The 22,286-nt window shown below is 57.8% G+C and carries 24 protein-coding genes, 1 rRNA gene and 1 pseudogene; 15 read left to right on the forward strand and 11 right to left on the reverse strand.

Translation table 11 applies throughout. The annotated features are described in order from the left end of the window. Positions 1 to 115, forward strand: a 5S ribosomal RNA gene (gene rrf / locus JQ845_RS11270). A 166-nt stretch (positions 116 to 281) separates the two neighbouring features. On the opposite strand, the gene queD is transcribed toward rrf, so the two are convergent. Beyond that, on the reverse strand, positions 282 to 638 hold the full coding sequence (queD, locus tag JQ845_RS11275; RefSeq protein ID WP_003441563.1) for a 6-carboxytetrahydropterin synthase QueD: 357 nt from the start codon (positions 636 to 638) through the stop codon (positions 282 to 284). Positions 639 to 847: 209 nt separating this feature from the next. Between queD and JQ845_RS11280 the strand changes: the two genes are divergently transcribed. Genes JQ845_RS11280 through JQ845_RS11290 form a run of 3 tightly spaced genes read left to right on the forward strand, consistent with a single transcriptional unit; the run spans position 848 to position 3,146 of the window. Continuing rightward, entirely contained in the window at positions 848 to 1,162 is a 315-nt protein-coding gene (locus JQ845_RS11280; protein WP_003441566.1) for a PepSY domain-containing protein, read from the forward strand. Beyond that, positions 1,162 to 1,830 (forward strand): response regulator transcription factor, encoded by a 669-nt coding sequence (locus tag JQ845_RS11285; protein ID WP_003441568.1) that lies wholly within the window; start codon positions 1,162 to 1,164, stop codon positions 1,828 to 1,830. The genes JQ845_RS11280 and JQ845_RS11285 overlap by 1 nt, the downstream gene beginning before the upstream one ends. Continuing rightward, a complete protein-coding gene (locus JQ845_RS11290; RefSeq protein ID WP_010656477.1) occupies positions 1,827 to 3,146 on the forward strand; it encodes an ATP-binding protein in 1,320 nt (439 codons plus the stop codon). The genes JQ845_RS11285 and JQ845_RS11290 overlap by 4 nt, the downstream gene beginning before the upstream one ends. 45 nt (positions 3,147 to 3,191) lie before the next feature. Here the strand turns inward: JQ845_RS11290 and JQ845_RS23285 are convergent, their stop codons facing one another. Both JQ845_RS23285 and JQ845_RS23290 read right to left on the reverse strand, forming a co-directional pair. Next, a complete protein-coding gene (locus JQ845_RS23285) occupies positions 3,192 to 3,947 on the reverse strand; it encodes a methyl-accepting chemotaxis protein (protein ID WP_369826391.1) in 756 nt (251 codons plus the stop codon). Positions 3,948 to 4,049: 102 nt separating this feature from the next. Further along, a pseudogene (locus tag JQ845_RS23290) lies at positions 4,050 to 5,339 on the reverse strand (methyl-accepting chemotaxis protein); the annotation flags it as partial. 313 nt (positions 5,340 to 5,652) lie between these two features. On the opposite strand from JQ845_RS23290, the gene JQ845_RS11300 reads away from it, so the two are divergent. Then, positions 5,653 to 6,972 (forward strand): Na+/H+ antiporter family protein, encoded by a 1,320-nt coding sequence (locus JQ845_RS11300; protein WP_003441573.1) that lies wholly within the window; start codon positions 5,653 to 5,655, stop codon positions 6,970 to 6,972. Between the two features lie 15 nt (positions 6,973 to 6,987). Here the strand turns inward: JQ845_RS11300 and JQ845_RS11305 are convergent, their stop codons facing one another. Next, the gene (locus JQ845_RS11305) at positions 6,988 to 7,848 is read right to left on the reverse strand and encodes a pirin family protein (RefSeq protein WP_161718780.1); all 861 of its coding nucleotides are present in this window, start codon (positions 7,846 to 7,848) and stop codon (positions 6,988 to 6,990) included. Positions 7,849 to 7,920: 72 nt separating this feature from the next. Further along, a complete protein-coding gene (locus JQ845_RS11310; RefSeq protein ID WP_003441577.1) occupies positions 7,921 to 8,337 on the reverse strand; it encodes an OsmC family protein in 417 nt (138 codons plus the stop codon). A 185-nt stretch (positions 8,338 to 8,522) separates the two neighbouring features. Here JQ845_RS11310 and JQ845_RS11315 point away from each other — a divergent pair, with 185 nt between their 5' ends. Further along, positions 8,523 to 9,479 (forward strand): amidohydrolase family protein, encoded by a 957-nt coding sequence (locus tag JQ845_RS11315; RefSeq protein ID WP_165439789.1) that lies wholly within the window; start codon positions 8,523 to 8,525, stop codon positions 9,477 to 9,479. Between the two features lie 116 nt (positions 9,480 to 9,595). Here JQ845_RS11315 and fabB read toward each other — a convergent pair whose 3' ends face one another. From fabB to JQ845_RS11330, 3 genes are all read right to left on the reverse strand, one after another. Further along, positions 9,596 to 10,816 (reverse strand): beta-ketoacyl-ACP synthase I, encoded by a 1,221-nt coding sequence (gene fabB, locus JQ845_RS11320; RefSeq protein ID WP_003441586.1) that lies wholly within the window; start codon positions 10,814 to 10,816, stop codon positions 9,596 to 9,598. Between the two features lie 11 nt (positions 10,817 to 10,827). Continuing rightward, complete coding sequence (gene fabA / locus JQ845_RS11325) at positions 10,828 to 11,343, reverse strand: 3-hydroxyacyl-[acyl-carrier-protein] dehydratase FabA (protein WP_003441588.1); 516 nt, start codon at positions 11,341 to 11,343, stop codon at positions 10,828 to 10,830. A gap of 358 nt (positions 11,344 to 11,701) precedes the next feature. Beyond that, positions 11,702 to 13,600: a response regulator gene (locus JQ845_RS11330; protein ID WP_010656472.1), complete on the reverse strand. Its 1,899-nt coding sequence runs from the start codon at positions 13,598 to 13,600 to the stop codon at positions 11,702 to 11,704. 265 nt (positions 13,601 to 13,865) lie between these two features. Here JQ845_RS11330 and JQ845_RS11335 point away from each other — a divergent pair, with 265 nt between their 5' ends. The 8 genes from JQ845_RS11335 (at position 13,866) to JQ845_RS11370 (ending at position 20,132) form a co-directional block, all read left to right on the forward strand. After that, the gene (locus tag JQ845_RS11335) at positions 13,866 to 14,891 is read left to right on the forward strand and encodes an NAD(P)H-dependent glycerol-3-phosphate dehydrogenase (protein WP_203009004.1); all 1,026 of its coding nucleotides are present in this window, start codon (positions 13,866 to 13,868) and stop codon (positions 14,889 to 14,891) included. 18 nt (positions 14,892 to 14,909) lie between these two features. Further along, on the forward strand, positions 14,910 to 15,242 hold the full coding sequence (locus JQ845_RS11340) for a DUF4389 domain-containing protein (RefSeq protein ID WP_202210918.1): 333 nt from the start codon (positions 14,910 to 14,912) through the stop codon (positions 15,240 to 15,242). Further along, on the forward strand, positions 15,239 to 15,688 hold the full coding sequence (gene sixA, locus JQ845_RS11345; RefSeq protein WP_010656471.1) for a phosphohistidine phosphatase SixA: 450 nt from the start codon (positions 15,239 to 15,241) through the stop codon (positions 15,686 to 15,688). The genes JQ845_RS11340 and sixA overlap by 4 nt, the downstream gene beginning before the upstream one ends. A 77-nt stretch (positions 15,689 to 15,765) precedes the next feature. Further along, positions 15,766 to 16,209 carry a hotdog fold thioesterase gene (locus JQ845_RS11350; protein ID WP_003441605.1) on the forward strand — a complete coding sequence of 148 codons (444 nt, stop codon included), beginning with the start codon at positions 15,766 to 15,768 and terminating at the stop codon, positions 16,207 to 16,209. 112 nt (positions 16,210 to 16,321) lie between these two features. Beyond that, positions 16,322 to 17,125 (forward strand): alpha/beta fold hydrolase, encoded by an 804-nt coding sequence (locus tag JQ845_RS11355; protein WP_127196210.1) that lies wholly within the window; start codon positions 16,322 to 16,324, stop codon positions 17,123 to 17,125. Positions 17,126 to 17,191: 66 nt separating this feature from the next. Then, positions 17,192 to 18,046, forward strand: a complete 855-nt coding sequence (locus JQ845_RS11360; RefSeq protein ID WP_203009005.1) for an alpha/beta hydrolase — start codon at positions 17,192 to 17,194, stop codon at positions 18,044 to 18,046. A 144-nt stretch (positions 18,047 to 18,190) separates the two neighbouring features. Continuing rightward, positions 18,191 to 19,009, forward strand: a complete 819-nt coding sequence (locus JQ845_RS11365) for a DUF4892 domain-containing protein (protein WP_003441613.1) — start codon at positions 18,191 to 18,193, stop codon at positions 19,007 to 19,009. Positions 19,010 to 19,082: 73 nt separating this feature from the next. Further along, positions 19,083 to 20,132 (forward strand): AI-2E family transporter, encoded by a 1,050-nt coding sequence (locus JQ845_RS11370; RefSeq protein WP_003441615.1) that lies wholly within the window; start codon positions 19,083 to 19,085, stop codon positions 20,130 to 20,132. 1 nt (position 20,133) lies between these two features. Here JQ845_RS11370 and JQ845_RS11375 read toward each other — a convergent pair whose 3' ends face one another. From JQ845_RS11375 to JQ845_RS11385, 3 genes are all read right to left on the reverse strand, one after another. After that, a complete protein-coding gene (locus JQ845_RS11375) occupies positions 20,134 to 20,604 on the reverse strand; it encodes an RNA methyltransferase (protein ID WP_003441617.1) in 471 nt (156 codons plus the stop codon). Between the two features lie 165 nt (positions 20,605 to 20,769). After that, a complete protein-coding gene (locus tag JQ845_RS11380) occupies positions 20,770 to 21,144 on the reverse strand; it encodes a YajD family HNH nuclease (RefSeq protein ID WP_003441620.1) in 375 nt (124 codons plus the stop codon). A 52-nt stretch (positions 21,145 to 21,196) separates the two neighbouring features. Continuing rightward, positions 21,197 to 21,883 (reverse strand): spermidine synthase, encoded by a 687-nt coding sequence (locus JQ845_RS11385; RefSeq protein WP_203009006.1) that lies wholly within the window; start codon positions 21,881 to 21,883, stop codon positions 21,197 to 21,199. A gap of 82 nt (positions 21,884 to 21,965) precedes the next feature. Here JQ845_RS11385 and JQ845_RS11390 point away from each other — a divergent pair, with 82 nt between their 5' ends. Beyond that, positions 21,966 to 22,262, forward strand: a complete 297-nt coding sequence (locus tag JQ845_RS11390) for a hypothetical protein (protein ID WP_203009007.1) — start codon at positions 21,966 to 21,968, stop codon at positions 22,260 to 22,262. Positions 22,263 to 22,286 lie beyond the last annotated feature (24 nt).

Consider the following 22,286-nt stretch of genomic DNA (forward strand, 5'->3'; position numbering starts at 1 on the left):
TTGACGACCATAGAGCATTGGAACCACCTGATCCCATCCCGAACTCAGAAGTGAAACGATGCATCGCCGATGGTAGTGTGGGGTTTCCCCATGTGAGAGTAGGTCATCGTCAAGATTAAATTCCAAACCCCCTGTCTGCTCACGCAGACAGGGGGTTTGTTTTTGTGCCGAGAAAAGCCTGTTTCGACAGTGCTACAGGGATTTTGCCCGGGTCAGTGCAGTCCGCCAAATTTCAAATATAAAAAAACCACCAATAAAGGTGGTTTTTTTATGCGAACTTTTTAGTCACCGTAATAAATACAGCCACTGGTGCAGGTTTCATGGATTCGAATCGCTGACAGTTCAGGAAGCAAAGGTTTCAGCTGTTGCCAGATCCATTTGGCTAATACTTCACTGGTCGGGTTTTCCAGACCGGGAATATCATTCAAATAGTTATGATCAAGTTGCTCATAAAGCGGTTTGAAAATAGCCTTGATTTCCGAGAAATCGCGAATCCAGCCTGTTGCGGGGTCAATGTCACCGCTCAAGTGAATTGCAACCTTGAACGAGTGGCCATGTAAACGACCGCATTTATGCCCTTGCGGAACGAAAGGCAGGCGGTGCGCAGATTCGAAGGTAAACTCTTTGAAAATTTCCACAGTGTTTATAGCTCTTGAAAAGGTGGCTATCGCCTGGGCGATGAATGCAGGTCGCCAGTTTAACAGTTAACTCGACATGAGCGAGTATAGCGCTCTGCCACCTATCCAGCGGAGTGAGCAATTCAGCTTCAGTTAAGCCTGCAACGCTATGGTTTACGCATTTGTAGCGGGAAAACACACATACACCGGAGAGGCCGTTGAGGCTAGCGATGAGAGTACATGTGCGAGTGGGCACGGTTGTAGCGTTGATGCTTGGTGCGTTTTGTTCTTTGACCCTGGCGCGGGACTTGGGGCAGGACGAAGCATTACGTTTACGTGAGCAAGGTGAAATACTGCCTCTGGAGCAGCTCCTGCAAAGCGCTCTCCAGCGCCATCCAGGGGCAAAGCTGCTGGAGGTAGAGCTGGAAGAGGATGACGGCATTTATATTTATGAGGTCGAATTGTTAACGCCGAGTGGCGTCGTGCGAGAGATCAAGCTCAATGCCAGTAATGGCCAATTGCTCAAAGATAAGGTCGATGATTAATGCGTTTGTTGCTGGTTGAAGATCACGTTCCTTTGGCCGATGAACTGATGGCCTCCTTGACTCGCCAGGGTTATGCGGTCGACTGGCTGGCCGACGGTCGTGATGCTTTGCATCAGGGGCAGAGCGAGCCATATGACCTGATCATTCTCGATCTGGGTCTACCTGGGCTACCAGGTCTGGATGTGCTTAAACAATGGCGTGCCACAGGGCTGACAACACCGGTACTGATTTTGACCGCCCGCAGTTCCTGGTCGGAGCGCATTGATGGCCTGAAGGCCGGTGCCGATGATTATGTAACCAAGCCTTTTCATCCAGAAGAGCTGCAACTGCGGGTGCAGGCGTTATTACGGCGATCCCATGGCCAGTCGAATCAACCGCTATTGAAATCTGCGGGACTGCAACTCGATGAGTCGCGCCAATGTGTCATCAATGAGGGGGCTGAAATACAGCTCACCGCCGCCGAGTTTCGTCTTTTGCGTTACTTCATGCTGCATCCTCAACAGATTCTGTCCAAAAGCCACCTGGCTGAGCACCTCTATGATGGCGAGACCGAGCGCGACTCCAATGTGCTGGAGGTTCATGTGAACCATCTGCGTCGAAAACTGGGCCGTACAGTCATCGAAACTCGTCGCGGGCAGGGCTACATCTTTGGTACCGGCATCCAGTGAAGTCCATTCAGCGGCGTTTGAGCCTGGGTCTGATCAGTGTCCTGTTGATTGCCGGTCTGGTGGTCGGTCAGGTCAGTCTCTGGCTATTTGAAAATGGTCTTCAGCGCTATCTGGAGTCGGGGCTACAGAACGAGAGCGAGAACCTGTTGCTTGCCTTGAGCCGGGGCCCCCAGGGTTTGCAGCTGGATGAGCGCAGATTATCCCCGGCTTACCATCGACCTTTCTCCGGGCATTACTTCAGCATCCAGTTTGGTGACATCCATTGGCGCTCGCGCTCACTCTGGGATGCTCAATTGCCGCGACCCAGTCATCCGGGCCTGGACAGCAAGTTGCAAGAGGGGCCCGAAGGGCAGATGTTGCTGGTCTTGCGCAGTGACTATCAGCGTTTTGGCCACGCGGTTTCCATCAGTGTGGCCCAGGACTACACACCCATACGCGAAAGCTTCATGCAGGTTCAGCGCATAGGGTTGGCCATTGGCGTGTTCGCCCTGATCGTTATTTTGCTGTTGCAACGGCTCACGGTTAATCGGGCTTTGCGTCCCCTTGAAACGGCCCGCAAGCAGATCGCACAGTTACAGGCCGGACAACGTTCGAAACTCGACGCCCAGGTGCCCCTTGAGCTTGAGCCTTTAGTCACTCAGATAAACCACCTGTTGGCCCACACTGAAGACAATCTGAAGCGTTCACGTAATGCCTTGGGCAACCTGGGACACGCGTTAAAAACTCCGTTGGCAGTATTAATCAGCCTGGCCAAGGACAGCCGGCTGGATGCTTATCCCCAGATACAGAAAACCCTGCGCGATCAGTTAGAACAGATGCAGCAACGTATGAGTCGCGAACTTAATCGTGCCCGTCTGGCAGGCGATGCCTTGCCGGGCGCTCAATTCGATGTCGACGCCGAAATGCCGGGGTTGATGGCGACCCTTGGCATGATTCACGGCGGGCATTTGGAGTTAAGGCTAAACACCAGTCCAGGACTGCACATGCCTTGGGACCGTGAAGACATGCTCGAATTGCTCGGCAATCTATTGGACAACGCCTGCAAATGGGCGGATTCGCAAGTAGAACTGAACATCCGCCAGACCGCGGGCGGGTATGAGATTGAAGTCCAGGACGATGGGCCGGGCATACCCGAGACAGAGCGCGACCAGGTCATCAGCCGTGGAACACGGCTGGACGAGCAAACCAGTGGCCATGGATTGGGCCTGGGCATTGTGCGAGATATCGTGGATGTCTGGGGTGGGGAAATGCAGCTTGAAACGGGGGCGCTGGGCGGCTTGTCGGTGATGATCAGGCTACCCGCCCGCAGGAGCTGAAAATGACGGCGGCCCCGGGGTCGCCGTCAATCATGCCACTTCAGGTCAGACGCGGAACTGATCCATCAACTTTTGCTGCTGGTTGGCCAGTGAGTTCAGCGACTGGCTGACCCGTGCCGACTCATTGGCCTGTCCGGACAATGATTCCGTGACATCGCGGATAGTGGCCACATTGCTGTTGATCTCTTCAGCCACTGCACTCTGCTCTTCGGCGGCACTGGCAATCTGCAAGTTCATGTCGGTAATCACGCTCACGGCATCACCGATTTGCTGCAATGCCGTTACTGCCTGACCGACCTGCTCGACACTGCCCTGGGCCTGGCGATGGCTGTTGCCCATGGACGTCACTACATCCTTGGTGCCGATTTGCAGTTGTTCAATCACCTGTCGGGTTTCTTCCACCGACTCCTGGGTTCGTCGCGCCAAATTGCGCACTTCGTCAGCCACCACGGCAAAACCGCGCCCGGCTTCGCCTGCTCGGGCCGCCTCGATCGCAGCATTGAGGGCGAGTAAATTAGTCTGCTCGGCAATCGCGCGAATCACTTCCAGTACAGAACCGATTTTTTCGCTATTGGCCGCCAACCCTTCGACCTGGGTCATGGCTACGCTCATGTCGGCAGCCAGGTGGTCGATGCTGGACGTTGTACGGTCAATGATGGTCAGCCCCTGGCGTGTCGCCTGGTCGGCATCGCGCGCTGCCTGAGCAGCCTGCGCGGCACTGCGTGCGACATCTTGCGCCGTAGCGCTCATTTCATGGGAGGCAGTGGCAGCCTGATCGACCTGGCGGTACTGCTGTTCCATGCCGGCACTGGTCTGGGTGGCAATGGCCGCCGATTGATCGGCCGTATTGCGGGCATCCTGAACCGAGTGTTTCACCTCGGCGATGATCGGCTGCAGCTTGTCGAGGAAGCGGTTGAACCAGCCTGCCAGCTGGCCCAGTTCATCCTGCTTGTCGTAGGCCAGGCGTCGGGTCAGATCGCCTTCGCCGCTGGCAATGTCCTCAAGCATGCGCGCTACCCCCAGAATCGGTCGCGTCACACTGCGGGCCATCAGCCATACCAGCAGCAGGCCGATGATTGCTGCCAGAGAGCCTAGGCACAGCTCAATCAGGGTGCCTGCCTTATTGCGCTCGTCCAGTTCTGCTTGCAGCGCCTGGGCCGGCCCGACCAGTACCTTTTCCGGCACATCGAGTAACACCCCCCACGGCTTGCTGCCCGGGATCGGCAGGAACGGGGTCAGGATTTTCAACCGCTGGTGACCATGAATGCTCTGGGGCTGACCGCCGCTGGCCATCAGTTGACTCAACCGGGCACCATCGTCAGCGTCAATCTGATCCAGACGTTGGCCAAGCTTGCTCGCGTCGCTGCTAAAACCGGCCAATATGCCTGCCGAGCTGACAATGCTGACGCTGGTCTGCCCGTCGTAAAGCTTCTGGCTGGCAAGCTGGCTCATGGTTTGCAGGCTGTTGAGGTTGATATCAACCGAGAGCGAGGCGATGACCTTGCCCTTGACCATCAGCGGAAAAACGATGCTGGTCAATAAAACGTTTTGCCCATCGATCGCGTAAAAGTAAGGTTCGATAATGCACGGCTGGAGCGTCGTACGCGGGCAGGTAAACCATGAATTATTCGCCTGGCCGCTGGGCCCGGTACTGGTATCGGTCATGTCGGTTTCAGGCAGTGCCATCGACGTCAGCTTGCCCGGCGTCGGTTGCGACCAGTAAAGGGCAAAACGGCCCTTGTCGTTGCTGCCCAGCTCTGATTGATGGTCGAACAGCTGGTCCTTGCCGTCCAGCGCATTGGCTTCAAACACCAGGGACAAACCAAGCAAGTCGGGATTGGCCTGCAGGGCCGCTTTCACCTGTCGGGTCAGATCTTCACGCAGATCGAAAGCATCCAGAAAGCGCTTTTCCGATTGCTCACGTAAAAACAGGACTTGTCGTGCAAACCCGTTGCCGTATTGATAGGCGTCCATAAATTGGCGACTGATGGCCAACGCCTGGGCTTCGCCCTGGGCCTCAATACGGGCCTGTGCGGACTCATTGAGCATCTGCGTGCTTGAGGCCTCCACCAGATCGGCCGTGTAATCCATGCGGTAGAGGGAAAGTCCCACCAGAAGAGCGACGATACCCAGCAGGCAGAGTCCGGCGAGGAGGGTGATTTTCCATTGGATGGAAAGCTGTCTGAGCGACATGGAGACATCCTGAATAGAGGCTTTGTCTGTTAGCGGCCAGCCGATAGTTTTCTTTATGGGGAAATCTGTATTTAGAGGTTACGTTTTCAAATTTTAAAAAGATTAAACCCTGTCAGAATTAAGGGTATCCCCGTTCAGGCGATGATCCCCGCAGGCCTTTGGCGTGTGCTTTGACAAGGCGTCAATGCTGCTGCAAAGTGTGCGCCCCCAAATAAGCACTCCCTTTCAGACCGGCGACTGGAACAGCAGCCTTTTGCCCGAAATTTTCCGCTTTACGGTGTTTTATCGTAGTGCGCGCTAAGAGGTTGTAATGATGAATGCAGTAATTGCCGCGGTCGGCATCATGTTGGTGCTCAGTCTGTCCCGTGTGCATGTGGTGATCGCCCTGATCACGGGTGCCGTCGTCGGCGGCCTTGTGGGCGGGCTGGGCATCGAAGCAACGCTCGATGCGTTCAACAGCGGCTTGGGTGGCGGCGCGCAGGTCGCCTTGTCCTATGCAATGCTGGGTGCCTTCGCGGTGGCGATCGCCAAGTCCGGCCTGGCCCATGCACTGGCCGACAAGGCCCTGATCATGGTCAATAGACAACAGGCTGTCGGCGGCAATCGCCTCAAGTGGCTACTGATCGGTTTGTTGCTGGTGGTCGCAATCTCTTCGCAGAACATCCTGCCGATTCATATCGCCTTCATTCCCTTGCTGGTTCCGCCCCTGTTGTACGTGCTCACCAAGTTGAAAATTGACCGGCGCCTGATCGCCTGTGTCATGACCTTTGGCTTGATTACGCCATACATATTTTTACCGGTGGGCTTCGGCAACATCTTTCTCAACCAGATTTTGCTCGCCAACGTCAGCAAGAGCGGGGTGGATGTCAGCCAGGTCAATGTCACCCACGCAATGGCGATCCCGGCGCTAGGCATGTTGTTCGGGTTATTGGTGGCTGTATTCATCAGTTACCGCAAAAAGCGTGAATATGATTTGGCCAAGATTGAGCAGGTCGAGCAAGTGGCTATCAGCTACAACCCGCGAACCCTGCTGGTGGCCGGAGTTGCCATCGCTGCCGCGTTTATCATTCAGCTGTGGCTGGGCTCCATGATCATCGGAGCACTGGCAGGCTTTCTGATTTTCTCGGCGTCGGGGATTGTGCGCTGGCGTGAGACCGATGACCTGTTCACCGAAGGCATGAAAATGATGGCCATGATTGGCTTCATCCTGATTGCCGCATCGGGTTTTGCCGAGGTGATGAAAGCCACCGGCGAAGTGAAATCCCTGGTTGAGGCGTCTGCAGGCATGATCAACCACAGTAAGGGTGTCGGGGCATTGCTGATGTTGCTGGTCGGGTTGCTGGTGACCATGGGCATTGGCTCGTCGTTTTCGACAGTACCGATTCTGGCGGCGATTTTTGTGCCGTTGTGTGTGCAGCTGGGTTTCAGTCCGATGGCCATCGTTTGCATCGTCGGTACCGCCGGAGCCCTGGGTGATGCCGGTTCGCCGGCTTCGGACTCAACCCTGGGTCCGACTTCCGGTTTGAACGTGGACGGCCAGCATCACCATATCTGGGATACCGTGGTGCCCACCTTCCTGCATTACAACCTGCCATTGCTGGCGTTTGGCTGGGTTGCAGCAATGGTGTTGTAAGGGCACGGCGGCTGTTCAGGGCAGTTCGATACGACCGCTTTCTCCGGCAACGGTCGGCCAGTCTCCGGCAGCCCAGCGCGCTCGGGCCTGCTCGATAAGCACTGGATCACTGGCAACAAAATTCCAGTTCATGCGCCGGGGGCCATCCAGCGGCGCGCCACCTATCAACACCGCGTGGCAGTCGCTGTCGGCGCACAAGGTCAGTTCCTCTGCGGCGGGCAACAGCACCAGGCTGCGTGGCTCAATGGCCTGGCCTTGTAGCTGCGCTTGCCCTTCCAGCACATACAGCGCGCGCTCCTGGTGTTCTGCCGGGATAAGCAGCGTGGTGGCTGTTTGCATATGTATTTCGGCATACAGGGTCGGTGACAGCACGGGCACCGGTGAGGCCAGACAGAACCCGGTGCCTGCCAGCATGCGAATCCTTACCCCGAGGCTATCGCTGACTGGCAAGCTGTCCGCCAGGTGATGGCTGTAGTGCCCCGGACCTTGCTCCCGGGTTTTGGGGGATGCCAGCCACACTTGCAGGCCATGCAGGGTTGATCCCCGGGCGAGCAGCGGGGCAGGCGTGCGTTCGATGTGGGCAATGGCTGCGCCGGCGGTCATCCAGCTGACTTCACCGGGGCCTACCTGCTGGTCAGAGCCCAGGCTGTCCTTGTGCTGCAACTGTCCTTCGAACAGATAGGTCAGGGTAGACAGACCAATGTGCGGATGCTGCCTGATATCCATCCCGTGGCCGGGCGGATAGTCGGTACGCAGCATGTGATCGAAGAACACGAAAGGGCCGACACTGCGACATTTCGCTGACGGCAGGGGGCGCAGGATGGGTTGCCCTTCGACATCCTCGGCGCGGGGGCGAATCACGGTCAGTTCATGCATGGTGCGGTCCCGGCAATGGAGAAGCGTTGAGCATAACCCAACGCTGTCATGTGCCCCCGTACTCCCGAGACGTTACTGGCTGAAAGCACCTTCAGACAAGTGAGTCTCGATGGTGACGTCTGCAGTGGTCATCAGCTTGTGGATCGGGCACTTGTCGGCCACCCGGTGCAGCTCCTGGCGCTGGGCGTCGGTGAGTACGCCCTTGAGCGTCAGTTTGACGTGCAGTGCGTATTTGCCGAGCTGCTCTTCGCTGGCGTCGTGTTTGATCTCGACCGTGACGCCAGTCAGCGGAATATCTTTCTTTTGCGCATAGAGCTTGAGCGTCAGCGCCTTGCAGGCACCGAGGGCGGCATCGAAATAATCATGGGGCGAGGGCGCTGAACTTTCGCCGCCCATTGCTTTGGGCAAATCGGTGAACACTTCGTGATCGTCGATTTTAATGCTGTGACGAAAGCCTTCGTGGGACTCGGTATTAACGGTAACAGTCATGGCAAACCTCAGATTGGCAGTGATAAAGGTCCTGATCTTTATAGAACATGCCGGGCGGTATGCGTTCACTTTGATCACAGGCTGAACCCTTGAACAGGCGGGCGGGTCTATTGGAGTCAACAGAGAGGAGATTCAGGTTGCGAATAAGACACTACGTTGTGGCCTGGGCCCTTGCGACGACCAGCATGTGGGTGCAGGCCCGCGACTATGCCTACAGCGATGCACATTTACATTACGTCGATTTCTTCCAGGAAACCGCCGGAATGGACGCATTGCTTCAGGAAATGGCCAGCAATCGAATCGACCACGTGATGATTTCCGGAATCCCCGTGGCCAAAAAATGGCATGAAGACGAACCCAAGCGCCCGCGTTACTACGCTGGCGATGACGCTGATGCCTATTGGTATAGCGCGACCGATGTGTGGGTGGCTGCAGCCGTCAACAAGCTGACAGCAGCACAGCGTGAGCACTTTCATCCGTTCCTGTCCGGTTTTAATCCCAATGACAAAAATTCTGCCGAGCACATTCAGCGCATGCTCGACCTCAACCCCGGGTTGTGGCAAGGCATTGGCGAGGTTTTCACCCGCCATGACGACCTGACGGCGCTCATCTCCGGGGACACACCGCGGGCCAATAACGAGGCCATGTCCAAGGTCTACAAATTGGCAGGGGAGCAGGATCTGCCAGTTCTGTTGCACTCCAACATCACTTCGAAACGGGAAAGGAACCCGCTGTATCTGGCCGAAATTGAAGAGCCGCTGGCGCAGTTCCCGGATACCCGGTTTATCTGGGCCCATGCAGGCAGCAGCGTCGAAATCCATAGGCACCAGACCCGGATGCCCTTTCTGTTACCCGAACTGACACGACTTCTGGCCCAGCATCGCAATCTCTACGTGGACCTGTCCTGGAGCATGCTCACGCCGTATCTGCTGGATGAGCAGGGCAAGGCCAGGCCTGAGTGGGTCGCGCTTGTAGAACGCTTCCCGGAGCGTTTTATGCTGGGATCCGATGTGGTGGGGCGTTTCGACAAAGTGGGGCAAGAGTTACGCAGTTTTGATCCGTTTCTGGATGCCTTGCCTGAAAGCGTTGCGCGCAAGGTGGCCAGGGATAATTTCCTGTCGGTGTTGCCGAAAAAGCGCTAGGGACTGCTGGCGTTTGCTTGTAAGTCAGTGTCGCCGGAGCAACTTTCGCCAGATTATTCCGGACAAAAAAATGCCCCGAACCGGTCGGGGCATTTTTCATTTCGCGAGCGGAAGGCTTATTTGCCAGTCCAGCGCTTCAGAACCAGAGTGGCGTTAGTGCCACCGAAGCCGAAGCTGTTGCTCATCACGTTGTTCAGCGTGACGTCTTCGCGGGTCTTGGTCAGGATCGGCATGTCGGCGACAACCGGGTCCAGCTCTTCGATGTTGGCAGAGCCGGCAATGAAGTTGCCTTCCATCATCAGCAGGCAGTAGATCGCTTCGTGAACGCCTGCGGCGCCCAGGGAGTGACCCGACAGGCTTTTGGTGGAGCTGATGGCTGGAGCCTTGTCGCCGAACACCGCACGAACACCTTCCATTTCCTTGGCGTCGCCTACCGGAGTAGAGGTGCCATGGGTGTTGAGGTAGTCGATTGGGCCGTCAACGGTAGCCATTGCCATCTGCATGCAGCGGATGGCGCCTTCGCCGCTTGGGGCAACCATGTCATAGCCGTCGGAGGTCGCGCCGTAGCCGACGATTTCGGCGTAGATCTTGGCGCCACGGGCCAGGGCGTGTTCCAGCTCTTCAACCACAACCATGCCGCCGCCGCCTGCAATGACAAAACCGTCACGGTTCTTGTCGTAGGCGCGAGATGCTTTCTCTGGCGTGTCGTTGTATTGAGTGGACAAGGCGCCCATGGCGTCGAACAGGAACGACTGGCTCCAATGTTCTTCTTCACCGCCGCCAGCAAATACGATGTCCTGCTTGCCCAGCTGGATCTGCTCTACTGCGGTACCGATGCAGTGGGCACTGGTGGCGCAGGCAGAGGAGATCGAGTAGTTCACGCCCTTGATCTTGAACGGGGTCGCCAGGCAGGCGGAAACGGTGCTGCCCATGGTCCGCGTAACGCGGTAAGGACCTACGCGCTTGACGCCTTTTTCGCGCAGGATGTCCAGCGCTTCCATCTGGTTCAAGGTCGACGCGCCGCCGGAGCCGGCGATCAGGCCGGTACGCGGGTTGGAGACTTGCTCCTCGGTCAGGCCGGAATCGGTGATGGCGTCTTTCATGGCCAGGTAGGCGTAAGCCGCCGCGTGGCCGACGAAGCGATAGATCTTGCGATCGATCAGCTCTTCAAGAGGCAGGTCGATGGAGCCGGAAACCTGGCTACGCAGACCCATTTCGGCATATTCCGGGTTGAATCGGATGCCAGGGCGACTTGCACGCAGGTTAGCGGAGACGGTCTCTTTGTCATTGCCCAAGCACGAAACGATGCCCAGACCAGTGATAACGACGCGGCGCATGCGGATAACCCTTAGAAGTTTTCAGTGGAAGTAAAAACGCCGACCCGAAGGCCTTCGGCGGTGTAAATCTCGCGACCGTCGACGCTGACGGAACCATCGGCAATTGCCAGGTTCAGCTTGCCGCGAAGGACACGTTTGATCTGAATGTTGTAAGTGATCTTCTTGGCGGTCGGCAATACCTGACCGAAGAACTTCACTTCGCCCGAACCCAGGGCACGGCCGCGGCCCGGCAAGCCTTGCCAGCCCAGGAAAAAGCCAACCAGCTGCCACATGGCGTCGAGGCCCAGGCAGCCCGGCATCACCGGATCACCTTCGAAGTGACAGGCAAAGAACCACAGGTCAGGGGTGATATCCAGCTCGGCGACCAATTCACCTTTGCCGTACTTGCCACCCTCTTCGCTGATATGGGTGATGCGATCCACCATCAGCATGTTCGGGGCGGGCAGTTGCGCGTTACCTGGGCCGAATAGCTCGCCGCGGCTACAGCGCAGCAAATCTTCCCGAGTAAAGGCGTTTTGTTTGGTCATGCGAGCTCCTCAATAATCCCATGCGGCAGGGTGGGGCAAATCTTCCCGACCAACCGGAACGTTCGCGTTCCAGTTCGCCAGCCTACACATAGACTATTGCGTTGTAGTGAAAGTCACAGCGCAAAGGGCAAGAATGTACACTTGTGCACTGAAAATTTAAATCAGGCCGGTTCAGGGGCCCATTCGGGTGTCTAAGACTGCCGCACTTTTGCCTTTAACGCCAGTCGCAGGTGGTTCTACAAGCCCTGTTCAGGTTTCGTCGGGCCGGGATGTTGCCGCGGCCAGAGTGCTTTGGTCACTGCGCAGGGGCTGCGGGCAGCGCCGTCCCCGGGAAACCGGAACAGCCCCTGATTACAGGTTACTGCACCCAGCGCTGCAGAATTTGCTCCAGGTCAGTGCGTTTGAATGGTTTGGCGAGGTAATCGTTCATTCCCGCTTGCAGACAATTTTCCCTGTCCCCCTGCAGGGCGTTGGCTGTCAGGGCAATGATGGGCACCGTGGTGCAGCCTGATAACTGGCGGATTTGCCGGGTAGCTTCATAGCCGTCAATGATCGGTAGCCGGCAGTCCATCAAAATGGCCGCGTAGTTCTCGGTGTTGGCATGGTGAATCGCCTGTGCACCGTCACTGACTACGCTCACCTCATACCCCAGGTTCCTCAACACGGCCTCAATGACCGTCTGATTGACCCGGTTATCTTCCACCAGCAGGATTTTACGGCCCTTGGTGCGCATCGGTTCAGTCGCCAACTCCGGTTGGTGCTGCTGGGGAACGGGATGGTGCAGTTCCAGCGGGATCTCCAGGGTAAATACCGAGCCGAGGGATTCTTCGCTCTTGGCATGCAGCGTGCCGCCCATGCGTTCAGCCAACGTGCGGGCAATGGGCAACCCCAGTCCGGTGCCGCCATAACGACGTGAAATCGAGCTGTCGGCTTGCTGGAAGGCATTAAACATCGAGTCCAGCTTGTCGCTGCTGATCCCGATACCGCTGTCGCGTACGGTGCAGGTGAACCAGATAAGTTCATGGTCCAGGGGCTGCCAGAGCGGCTCGATGCTGACTTGCCCATACTCGGTAAACTTCAAGGCGTTGCCAATCAAGTTGACCAGAATCTGCCGGATGCGGGTCGGATCGCCGAGTACGTGCAAGTCCTGCAAGCCATCAGGGATCGACAGCTGCAACAGCAACCCGCGCTGTCCGGCATTGTGCTGAAAAGCCTGGGCGCAGTTGCTGACCAGTTCGGCCAGATTGAAGGGGATGCGTTCGAGGTCAAGAATCGAGCGCTCAATTCTCGAGAAGTCGAGGATGTCGTTGATCACCTTGAGCAAGTGCTCGGTAGACTCCGAGGCCAGAGCCGCATACTCGATCTGCTCGGGCGTCATCTCAGTGGTTTCCAGTAATTGCAGCATCCCCAGTACGCCATTCATCGGGGTGCGTAGCTCGTGGCTCATCATCGCCAGGAAATCTGTTTTTGCGCGGTTGGCCCGTTCAGCCTCTTCACGTGTCTGAATCAGTTGCGCGATGGTTGCTTCCTGCTCGCGACTGGCTTTTTCAAGGCCATCGGCAAGGTTATTGATATGCCGGGCCAGACTGCCCAGTTCGCTGTCGTCGACCACAGGCAAATGCATTTTGTAATCGCCTTGCTGAATGGCTTTGACGGCATTGCTCATATCGATGATGGGTCTGGACAGGTTGGTTGCAAGGCGACGGGCCAGCAGGTAGGTAAAACCCAGTGCAAACAGCGCCAGGATCAATGCCTTGAGCAGGATTTCTTGCTGGCGCTTGTCGAATGCCTCATTGGAAATGCCGACCAGTACCCGGCCCGGATAGCCTTCCCTCGGCAGCGTTGCCTGGAGGTCGCGGGTGACCAGGTAATCACCGGAGCCGTTTCCCTGCATGCGAACCGGTGCCTGGAATATCTCGGCATGTGATTCCCGGTCCGCACCGGAAGCCGGTTGCTCGGCATGAAACAGCATGTTGTTGGCAGGGTCCTGCACTTGTACAAATTGCACATGTGGCGTGTTCAGCGAGGCCTTTGCCTGGCTGTTCAGCATCTCGGTATTGCCGGATAAAATCCCGTACTCCGAGGCGGGCGCCAGCTGGTTGGCAATCAACTGGCCGGTGTGATTCAGCTCCTGGCGCAAGTCCTGGATACGAATAAAAGTAAAAAGACTGATTAACAGCAACGTCAGGAGCAACGCTGGGCCCAGGCTCATCATTTGCGTGCGGGTATGTATGTTCCAGCGACTGCGAACGCTCATGGGGGCGGTGCTCCATCAGTCTTGCCCTTGGTACTGGAGGTATAGCCCATGTGTACTGCCATCCCTGACTTGAGGTCGCCATTCTTGTGCGCTGCAATGTTGCCTTGGAGTGTGAACCGCAAGGCGGCATGGTAACTGAGCTGTTTCGCTTTTCCAGTCGCCGCCGACTCTTTTCCATGCAATCAATCGTTCAAGGTCTCGCCTTGAGGGATGTGCTCCGTATAATGCCGGTATTGCCACTGCTATATAGATGACGGGATTGCATATGACTGAACAGCACGCTATTGCGGTCTTGGGAGGCGGGAGTTTTGGCACCGCCGTGGCCAACTTGCTGGCAGAAAACGGTCATCCAGTGCGCCAGTGGATGCGGGATCCGGAGCAAGCCGAGGCGATTCGCCTGAATCGCGAGAACCCTCGCTACCTTAAAGGCATCAAGATTCACCCCCTGGTTGAGCCGGTCACCGACCTGCAGGCAACGCTTGAAGCCTGTGAACTGTGCTTTGTGGCATTGCCCTCCAGCGCCTTGCGCAATGTGTTGGCAGAGCATGCCGAACGCCTGAGCGGCAAAATGCTGGTCAGCCTGACCAAAGGCATTGAAGCTCACAGTTTCAAGCTGATGAGCGAGATTCTTGAGGAAATCGCTCCGCAAGCCAGAATCGGCGTGCTGTCCGGCCCCAATCTGGCCCGTGAAGTTGCCGAACATGCATTGACGGCCACAGTGGTCGCCAGTGCCGACGAAGAGCTCTGCGCTCGGGCACAAGCGGCTTTGCACGGCCGCACATTTCGGGTCTATGCCAGTGCTGACCGGTTCGGCGTGGAGTTGGGCGGGGCGTTGAAAAACGTGTACGCAATCATTGCCGGCATGGCCGTGGCACTGGAAATGGGTGAAAACACCAAGAGCATGCTGATTACCCGTGCCCTGGCAGAAATGACCCGTTTTGCAGTCAGTCAGGGCGCCAACCCCATGACTTTTCTCGGACTGGCCGGGGTAGGTGATTTGATCGTCACTTGCTCATCGCCCAAAAGCCGCAACTATCAGGTCGGGTTTGCCCTGGGCCAGGGTTTGAGTCTGGAAGAGGCCGTTACCCGCCTGGGCGAAGTGGCAGAAGGCGTGAATACGCTCAAGGTGCTCAAGGTCAAGGCGCAGGAGTTGAATGTTTATATGCCATTGGTCGCAGGCTTGCATGCAATCCTGTTTGAGGGCCGCACCCTCAATCAGGTAATTGAGCTGCTGATGCGCGCCGAGCCTAAAACCGATGTCGACTTTATCTCCACCAGTGGTTTCAACTGAGCCCGACAGGAGCAGCATATGAACGATACAAAAAATGCACCCAAGTACGAGTCCATTGTGTTGCGCGTGTTCTGGATGCTGGTCTTTCTTCTGGTCTGGCAGGTCGCGCAACTGGTGCTTGGCGCGCTGGTGCTGGTGCAACTGATTTACCGTCTGGTTTACGGTGCACCTAACGCCGGGCTGATGAACTTTGGCGATAGCCTGAGCCTTTACCTCGCACAAATCGGGCGCTTCGGCAGCTTTCACACCGAGCAAAAGCCCTGGCCGTTTGCCGATTGGCCCGCCCCGCGTGCGCCAGAAGGCGAGGTTCCGTACGTGGCGCCCACTGGCGGCGCAGAGACCAAGCCATGAAAATCTGGATCTTGCGCCATGGTGAGGCCCAGCCCCACGCAAGACGTGATGCCGAGCGCGAGCTGACCGTAAAAGGGCGTGAACAGGTTTTGCACAGTGCTGCCCGGTTGCTTGATCAGCCACTGGACAGCATTTTGGCAAGCCCGTACGTTCGGGCTCAGCAAACCGCTGAGCTGGTACGCAATGCCCTGGGTTTCGCCCCGCAACTCATCAGCGTGCCGTGGCTGACTCCCGATAGTGATCCACGGCAGGCCCTGAGCCAGCTTCCCGATAGCGGCAATGTGCTGCTGGTTACCCATCAGCCTTTTGTGGGTGACCTGATCAGCCTGTTAATGCATGGCCATATGCGCCAGCCGCAGCCAATGCACACGGCCAGCCTGGCGGAACTTGAGGGTGAGTGGCCGTTGGCGGGCAGCATGACGTTGTGCAACCTGTGGCATCCCTGAGTACAAAACAAAAAACCTGCATGGGGCTGCGCTGTGGCAAGCCGGCCAGCCATGCTCTCTGACCCAAGGAATGAACCATGATCTCGTGGACCACCACGCCGGACCTTGCAAAGCTCAACTCTCTGCGCAAAAACACTATTTGCGACGTGCTGGACATTACGTTCGACGCCTTCGACGATGAGTCGATCACGGCCAGCATGGCGGTGGATCACCGTACCCATCAACCTTTCGGCTTGTTGCATGGTGGCGCCTCGGTAGTGCTGGCCGAGACGGTGGGGTCAATGGCCAGTTTCTTGTGTGTCGACACCTCAAAGTTTTATTGCGTCGGTCTTGAGGTCAACGCCAACCACTTGCGTGGTGTACGCAGCGGGCGTGTGACTGCGGTGGCTCGCCCGGTTCATATGGGCCGTACCACCCATGTGTGGGATATCCGCCTGACGGACGACAGCGGCAAGTTCAGCTGCATCTCCCGCCTGACCATCGCGGTAGTGCCCTTGGGTGAAGCGCCGCCCGTGCGCTGATCAAATGCTCAGATAATGGCCGTAGTGGCGTCACTCATGGCGCATACGGTCATTGATATGAGTATTTTTCCTGCAGACAATAAGCTGGACTCTCTACTTATGGACGCCTTGTATGTCTAGGCAGATTTTTTTCGCCCATGCCAACGGCTTCCCTTCTGCTACCTATGGCAAGTTGTTCGATGCTCTGACCCCGGACTTCAACGTGGCATGCCTGCCACAGCACGGGCATGACCCGCGTTTTCCGGTGGATGACAACTGGCACAACCTGGTCGATGAGCTGATCTTCCACCTGCAGCAGCAAGCCGGACCGGTACTGGGCGTTGGCCACTCTTTGGGCGGGATGTTGCACCTGCATGCGGCAATCCGTTGTCCGCATTTATACAAAGGCGTGGTCATGCTTGATTCGCCGGTGCTGACGCTTACCGACCGGTGGGTGATTCGCGCCGCCAAGCGTTTTGGCTTGATTGATCGCCTGACTCCGGCTGGACGTACTTTGGGGCGGCGTGAAGAGTTCGCCGATCGCGAGACCGCCCGTGCCTACTTTGCGGGCAAGTCGCTGTTTCGCAGTTTTGATCCTGACTGCTTCGAAGCGTACCTGGAGCACGGTTTGCAGGCCGTCGACGATCGCTTGCGCCTGAGCTTCGACCCGGCGACCGAGATTAATATTTACCGGGGCGTCCCCCACACCAGCCCCGGGCGCGCCTTCCAGTTGCAAGTGCCGCTGACGGTCGTGCGTGGGCGCGACAGCCGGGTAGTCATGAGCCATCATGCCAAGGCCGTAGCGCGCATGCCCAACGGTGAGTCACTGAGCGTACCGGGCGGGCACATGTTCCCGCTGGAGCAGCCGCAAGACACCGCTGTATTGCTCAAACAGATTTTTGCCCGCTGGGAGCCCGGGGCTGTTGCAGTTTCGTAGTGTCCGGGTCATGGCCGCAACGGCGTCGCATCGCCCTTAACCTCAAGTCTTTGAAGAGCATGTCCCATGAGTCCTGTGGTTGAAGAAGTACGTCTGAGCCTGCCGCATATTGAACTGGCTGCGCACATGTCTGGCCCGCCGGACGGTCTGCCGGTAATTGCCCTGCACGGCTGGCTGGACAACGCCAACAGCTTCGCCCGGCTGGCGCCAAAACTGCCGGGCTTGCGCATCGCGGCACTGGACTTTGCCGGCCATGGTCATTCAGATCACCGCCCGCGCGGGGCGGGCTATAGCTTGGCCGATTACGCCTTTGATGTGCTGTGCGTGGCCGAGCAGCTGGGTTGGGAACGGTTCGCCCTGTTGGGGCACTCGTTGGGGGCGATAGTTTCGGTGGTGATTGCGGGTTCGTTTCCTGAGCGCGTCACGCACCTGGCCTTGATTGACGGGATCATGTTGCGCAACGGCCCGGTAGAGGATACGGCTGAGCGCATGGGCCAGGCCCTGCAAGCGCAGCTTGATCTGCAGCACAAGCGCAAGTCGGTGCATCCGACGCTCGAACGAGCCATTGAGGCGCGGATGAAGGGCATGGTGGCGGTTAGCCGCGAGGCGGCAGAACTACTCGCTCAGCGCGGTCTGATGCCCGTCCCCGGTGGTTATAGCTGGCGTAGTGACAGTCGCCTGACCTTGCCGTCGCCATTGCGTCTGACCGATGAACAAGCCATGTCCTTCATCCGGCGGGTGAATTGTCCTGGGACCCTGGTGGTGGCAGAACAGGGCATGCTGGCCAGTCATGCCGGGCTGCTGGATCAACTACCTTTCAACCTGGAACGGTTACCCGGTGGCCATCATTTGCACCTGAATGACGAGTCGGGGGCAGTCCTTGTTGCAGACTGTTTCAATCGGTTCTTCTCCGTTCCTTGACTTGCGGCGGTCAACTGCCGAGGCTTGGCGGGATGAAAGGGAGACAACCATGATAGATCTCTACACCGCTGCGACCCCGAAAGGCCATCCGGTCTCTATCGTGAGGATGCTGAACCACACCCTGCGTCTGTGCGAAGTACGCCGATGAAGCTACCCAATCGTTTGTTCCTGGCCGTGGGCCTGAGCTGCCTGAGCCCGCTACTGTGGGCTGCCGATGTGCCCGGCAGTCATGATTTGCAAGATGTGCCAAGGCTGGCAGATGCGCAAATTGTCGATTACACCGTGCAACCTGATATCGAGCGCATCTATCCGCTGGGTTCGATCCGCAAAATCAGTGGCCGTCTCCGATTTGAAGGCCAGGTCAATGCCCGCGGGCAGACGACCGCCATCACCTATGAGCTGCCCGCTGAACACTCGGCCAATGAAGCCTTCACTGCTGCCCGTGAAGCCTTGCAGGCCAAGGGCGCCGAGTTGCTGTTCTGGTGTCAGGCGCGCGATTGTGGTGAAAGCAGCCTTTGGGCCAATGAAGTATTTGGCAACTCCAAGCTGGTAGGCTCCGACGAGCAACAGTCCTATCTGTTGCTGCGCCGTGCGGCTCCGGATCAGAACCAGCTTGTGGCGCTGTACAGCATCAATCGCGGGTCGCGCAAAGCCTACCTGCATGTCGAGCAGCTTGAATCGAGTGCCGATCTGGGCGAGTTGTTGCCCACTTCGGCCACCTTGCAGCGCCAGCTCAAAAGCACCGGCAGGCTGGATTTGCCCACCCTCACCGGTGAGCCCGATGCACCGTGGCTTACGTTGATATCCCGGGCATTGAATCTCGATACTACCTCCCGGGTCAGTTTGACCGGAAACCAGGCCGCGGCCTGGCGTGATGCCCTGATCAAGAGCGGGGTGCGGGCGGCGCGCATTGAGCTTGGCGACAGCCAGACCCAGGGGCTGCATGTGGAATTACTGCGTTAACAATTTGTAAGCGGCGGTTACACTCCAGGTAATCGCCGTCCCTCTTTTCATCTCAATTCTCTGCGGAACACACATGCTCAATAACGATCGCCTGCTGGTGCAGATTCTGCTTCTGGTGTTGTTCGGTGCCAGTCTGTGGGTGATGGCTCCTTTCTGGTCGGCCTTGTTCTGGGGCGCGGTGCTGGCGTTTGCCAGCTGGCCCCTGATGCGCCTGCTGACACGGGCGCTCAAGGGCCGTGAGTCGCTGGCTGCGGGCATCCTGACCCTGGGCTGGATGCTGCTGGTGGCAGTGCCGCTGGTATGGCTGGGGTTCAACCTGGCAGACCATGTGCGCGACGCTACCACCTTGATCAAGGATGTTCAGCTCGAAGGCTTGCCGGAGGCCCCGACCTGGCTCGCCGGCATTCCGCTGGTCGGCGAACGCCTGGTGGGGCTCTGGAACACCATCGATGAGCAGGGCGCAGCCATGCTCATGGCGGTAAAACCGTATCTGGGGCAGGTGGGTAACTGGCTATTGGCCCGCAGCGCGCAGATTGGCGGCGGCATCCTGGAACTGACATTGAGCATTGTGTTCGTGTTCTTTTTCTATCGTGACGGCCCGCGCCTGGCAAGCTTCGTGCATCGTTTGCTGGAACGACTGATCGGCGACCGTGCCGACTACTACCAGGAATTGGTGGCGGGCACGGTCCAGCGTGTAGTCAACGGTGTGATTGGCACCGCGGCCGCTCAGGCGCTGCTGGCGCTCATAGGCTTTTTGATCGCCGGGGTTCCGGGTGCGCTGGTGCTGGGCCTGGCAACCTTTCTGCTCAGTCTGATTCCCATGGGGCCACCGCTGATCTGGATCCCGGCCACCGCCTGGCTGGCCTGGAAGGGTGACTACGGGATGGCGATTTTCCTCGGGATCTGGGGCACGCTGGTTATCAGTGGTGTCGATAACGTACTCAAGCCGTACCTGATCAGCCGGGGCGGCAACCTGCCGCTGGTGATCGTCCTGCTCGGGGTGTTTGGCGGGTTGATAGCATTCGGCTTTATCGGTCTGTTTATCGGTCCTACCTTGCTGGCTATCGCCTACAGCCTGCTGCTGGACTGGAGTGCCAGCCAGCAGAACAAGGGCAAGGTCTGACTTAGCCGAACTTTGGCCCGGAGCGGGTGTTATTGCCCTTGGCCAAACGGTCGTAAAGCACCACATTGACCGTGGCTGCAAGGTTCATGCAGCCAGTGGTCGGGATGTAAATAACGTCTTCGCACCACTCCAGCACGTCTTTACCCAGCGACCCGTCTTCCGGGCCGAAAATATAGATCGCCCGGTCCGGGTGGGTGTACTCCGGCAAGGAGCGGGCGCCCTCTACCATTTCGACAGCGACGGGAATGCAGCCCAGCGGGATGATCTTTTTCAGGTCGTCGATACCGATCAGGGGGATGTCCTGATGGATTTTCTTGGTGTCGGTGACGAAGTCGCGGGCGCGTTCATAGCGTTTTCCGGTGTAGAACACCGACGCCACGTTGTAGCAACCAGCCGCACGCATCACCGAGCCGACGTTTTCCGGTGATTTGGGGTTATACAAACCAATGCAGCTGTACCGTTTGTTTGCCACGTGCCGTTGCCCTTCAGAAAAAAGACGCGAGTATACCGGCATTGTCTGTGGATCGGGGGGCACGTGGTCTGTTGCGGGAGCCGGCTTGCCAGTGCTGCAAGCCCTCGGTTTTGACTGTCATCCCGGGGCGCAGCCATCGCTGGCAAGCCAGCTCCCGCACAGGCACTACTCGTCTTTTTTCATCAGCCCGGCCAGCGCGGCAAACGGGTTGTGGGTCGCCTTGGCGATTTTCGGGCTGCTGGTGGAGCTTTCCGAAAAGTACTGTTGATCGGTGTAACGCGAGTGTTCGTTGTCGTGGCAGTACAGGCACAACAGCTCCCAGTTGGAACCGTCTTGCGGGTTGTTGTCGTGGTTGTGATCGCGGTGGTGGACAGTCAGTTCGCTCAGGCGCTTGCCGGCAAACTCACGGGCGCAGCGGCCACACACGTGGGGATACATTTTCAGGGCTTTGTCGCGATAGCCCATTTCGCGGTCACGCTGGGCATCGGCCAGGATGCGATCCAGCTTGGCAGTGTGGGACGGTGGGTTGGCCGAACTCATGGGTTCACCTTTTAGGACGAATGACGGTTATGTCGTGAAGTTTAGCTGTTGATCAGCCTTTGATTTTTTCAGCAATCCAGATCGTGTGCCGGGTGCCCTTGTTGCCATGGGCGAATACCTGGACTTCTTCGGCTTTGAAGCCGGCTTTGCGCAGCTTGTCCGAGAACTGTTTGTCAGCACTGGCTGACCATACCGCCAGCACGCCTTTTGGCCGCAGGGCCTTGGCGCAGGCACTCAAGCCACCCGCCGAGTACAGCCAGCTGTTGGCTTTTTGGGTCAGGCCTTCGGGGCCGTTGTCGACGTCGAGCATGATCGCATCAAAGCCGTTGGGCTCGGCTTGCAGCACCTTGGCCACGTCTTCCATGCGGATAACGGTGCGCGGGTCCTGCAGCGGGTTGCCCGATTTCTCGCCCAGGGGGCCGCAGTTCCATTCCACGACGCCAGGCACCAGCTCGGCCACCACCACTTCGGCGGTCTTGCCCAAATGCTTGAGGGCCGAGGCCAGGGTGAAACCCATGCCCAGGCCACCGATCAACACCCGCGATTGCGGGCGCCCGGCGACTTTACGGCAAGGGATTTCGGCCAGTGCATCTTCGGAGCCGTGCATGCGGGTGTTCATCAACTGGCCGCCGTCACCGCCCTGAATTTTGATCACGAAGTCTTCGCCGTACTCGAACAGGCACAAGGCACCGCCGTTTTCAGGGATCGGGGTGGTGTCGAGCAGAACAAAACGTTTCATGGAAGTCTCATAGAAGGGGACAAAAACAACTGGTTACGAGTAGCCTGAAGGCAGACAAGCCGGTCTGGCAACGGAGTGATTGATGAAACGCACTATTCTAACGGTCATTGTGTGGAGCGCGCTCTCGATAAGTGCGGCCCATGCAGTTGAACCGACCATCGTTCCGAGTGCGCCAGTGACGCCTGCACCGGGTTCACCGGGTACCGCTACGCCAACGCCCTATCCGCAAATCACGCCACGTGCCGTGCCCAAGCCTGTCAGCGGGAGTGGCAGCCTGATTGCACTGCCTCCGATCGAGCTGCCGCAGCCGCCGCCCAAAGACCAGCCGCTGCCGGGGCTGGAGCCTAAAGACCCGAAATCCAAAGCCCTGGCCGACTGATCAAACATTGCCTGTGAGCACTGG

Origin of the sequence: Pseudomonas paraversuta, from assembly GCF_904063065.1 — a bacterium.
GTDB lineage: Bacteria > Pseudomonadota > Gammaproteobacteria > Pseudomonadales > Pseudomonadaceae > Aquipseudomonas > Aquipseudomonas paraversuta.

Excerpts from the sequence above, each read along its gene's own strand:
- JQ845_RS11280 (WP_003441566.1), top strand. The coding sequence starts at position 848 with ATGAGAGTACATGTGCGAGTGGGCACGGTTGTAGCGTTGATGCTTGGT.
- JQ845_RS11285 (WP_003441568.1), top strand. The coding sequence starts at position 1,162 with ATGCGTTTGTTGCTGGTTGAAGATCACGTTCCTTTGGCCGATGAACTG.
- JQ845_RS23285 (WP_369826391.1), bottom strand. The coding sequence starts at position 3,947 with ATGGAACAGCAGTACCGCCAGGTCGATCAGGCTGCCACTGCCTCCCAT.
- JQ845_RS11300 (WP_003441573.1), top strand. The coding sequence starts at position 5,653 with ATGAATGCAGTAATTGCCGCGGTCGGCATCATGTTGGTGCTCAGTCTG.
- JQ845_RS11305 (WP_161718780.1), bottom strand. The coding sequence starts at position 7,848 with ATGCATGAACTGACCGTGATTCGCCCCCGCGCCGAGGATGTCGAAGGG.
- JQ845_RS11310 (WP_003441577.1), bottom strand. The coding sequence starts at position 8,337 with ATGACTGTTACCGTTAATACCGAGTCCCACGAAGGCTTTCGTCACAGC.
- JQ845_RS11315 (WP_165439789.1), top strand. The coding sequence starts at position 8,523 with ATGTGGGTGCAGGCCCGCGACTATGCCTACAGCGATGCACATTTACAT.
- fabB (WP_003441586.1), bottom strand. The coding sequence starts at position 10,816 with ATGCGCCGCGTCGTTATCACTGGTCTGGGCATCGTTTCGTGCTTGGGC.
- fabA (WP_003441588.1), bottom strand. The coding sequence starts at position 11,343 with ATGACCAAACAAAACGCCTTTACTCGGGAAGATTTGCTGCGCTGTAGC.
- JQ845_RS11330 (WP_010656472.1), bottom strand. The coding sequence starts at position 13,600 with ATGAGCGTTCGCAGTCGCTGGAACATACATACCCGCACGCAAATGATG.
- JQ845_RS11335 (WP_203009004.1), top strand. The coding sequence starts at position 13,866 with ATGACTGAACAGCACGCTATTGCGGTCTTGGGAGGCGGGAGTTTTGGC.
- JQ845_RS11340 (WP_202210918.1), top strand. The coding sequence starts at position 14,910 with ATGAACGATACAAAAAATGCACCCAAGTACGAGTCCATTGTGTTGCGC.
- sixA (WP_010656471.1), top strand. The coding sequence starts at position 15,239 with ATGAAAATCTGGATCTTGCGCCATGGTGAGGCCCAGCCCCACGCAAGA.
- JQ845_RS11350 (WP_003441605.1), top strand. The coding sequence starts at position 15,766 with ATGATCTCGTGGACCACCACGCCGGACCTTGCAAAGCTCAACTCTCTG.
- JQ845_RS11355 (WP_127196210.1), top strand. The coding sequence starts at position 16,322 with ATGTCTAGGCAGATTTTTTTCGCCCATGCCAACGGCTTCCCTTCTGCT.
- JQ845_RS11360 (WP_203009005.1), top strand. The coding sequence starts at position 17,192 with ATGAGTCCTGTGGTTGAAGAAGTACGTCTGAGCCTGCCGCATATTGAA.
- JQ845_RS11365 (WP_003441613.1), top strand. The coding sequence starts at position 18,191 with ATGAAGCTACCCAATCGTTTGTTCCTGGCCGTGGGCCTGAGCTGCCTG.
- JQ845_RS11370 (WP_003441615.1), top strand. The coding sequence starts at position 19,083 with ATGCTCAATAACGATCGCCTGCTGGTGCAGATTCTGCTTCTGGTGTTG.
- JQ845_RS11380 (WP_003441620.1), bottom strand. The coding sequence starts at position 21,144 with ATGAGTTCGGCCAACCCACCGTCCCACACTGCCAAGCTGGATCGCATC.
- JQ845_RS11385 (WP_203009006.1), bottom strand. The coding sequence starts at position 21,883 with ATGAAACGTTTTGTTCTGCTCGACACCACCCCGATCCCTGAAAACGGC.
- JQ845_RS11390 (WP_203009007.1), top strand. The coding sequence starts at position 21,966 with ATGAAACGCACTATTCTAACGGTCATTGTGTGGAGCGCGCTCTCGATA.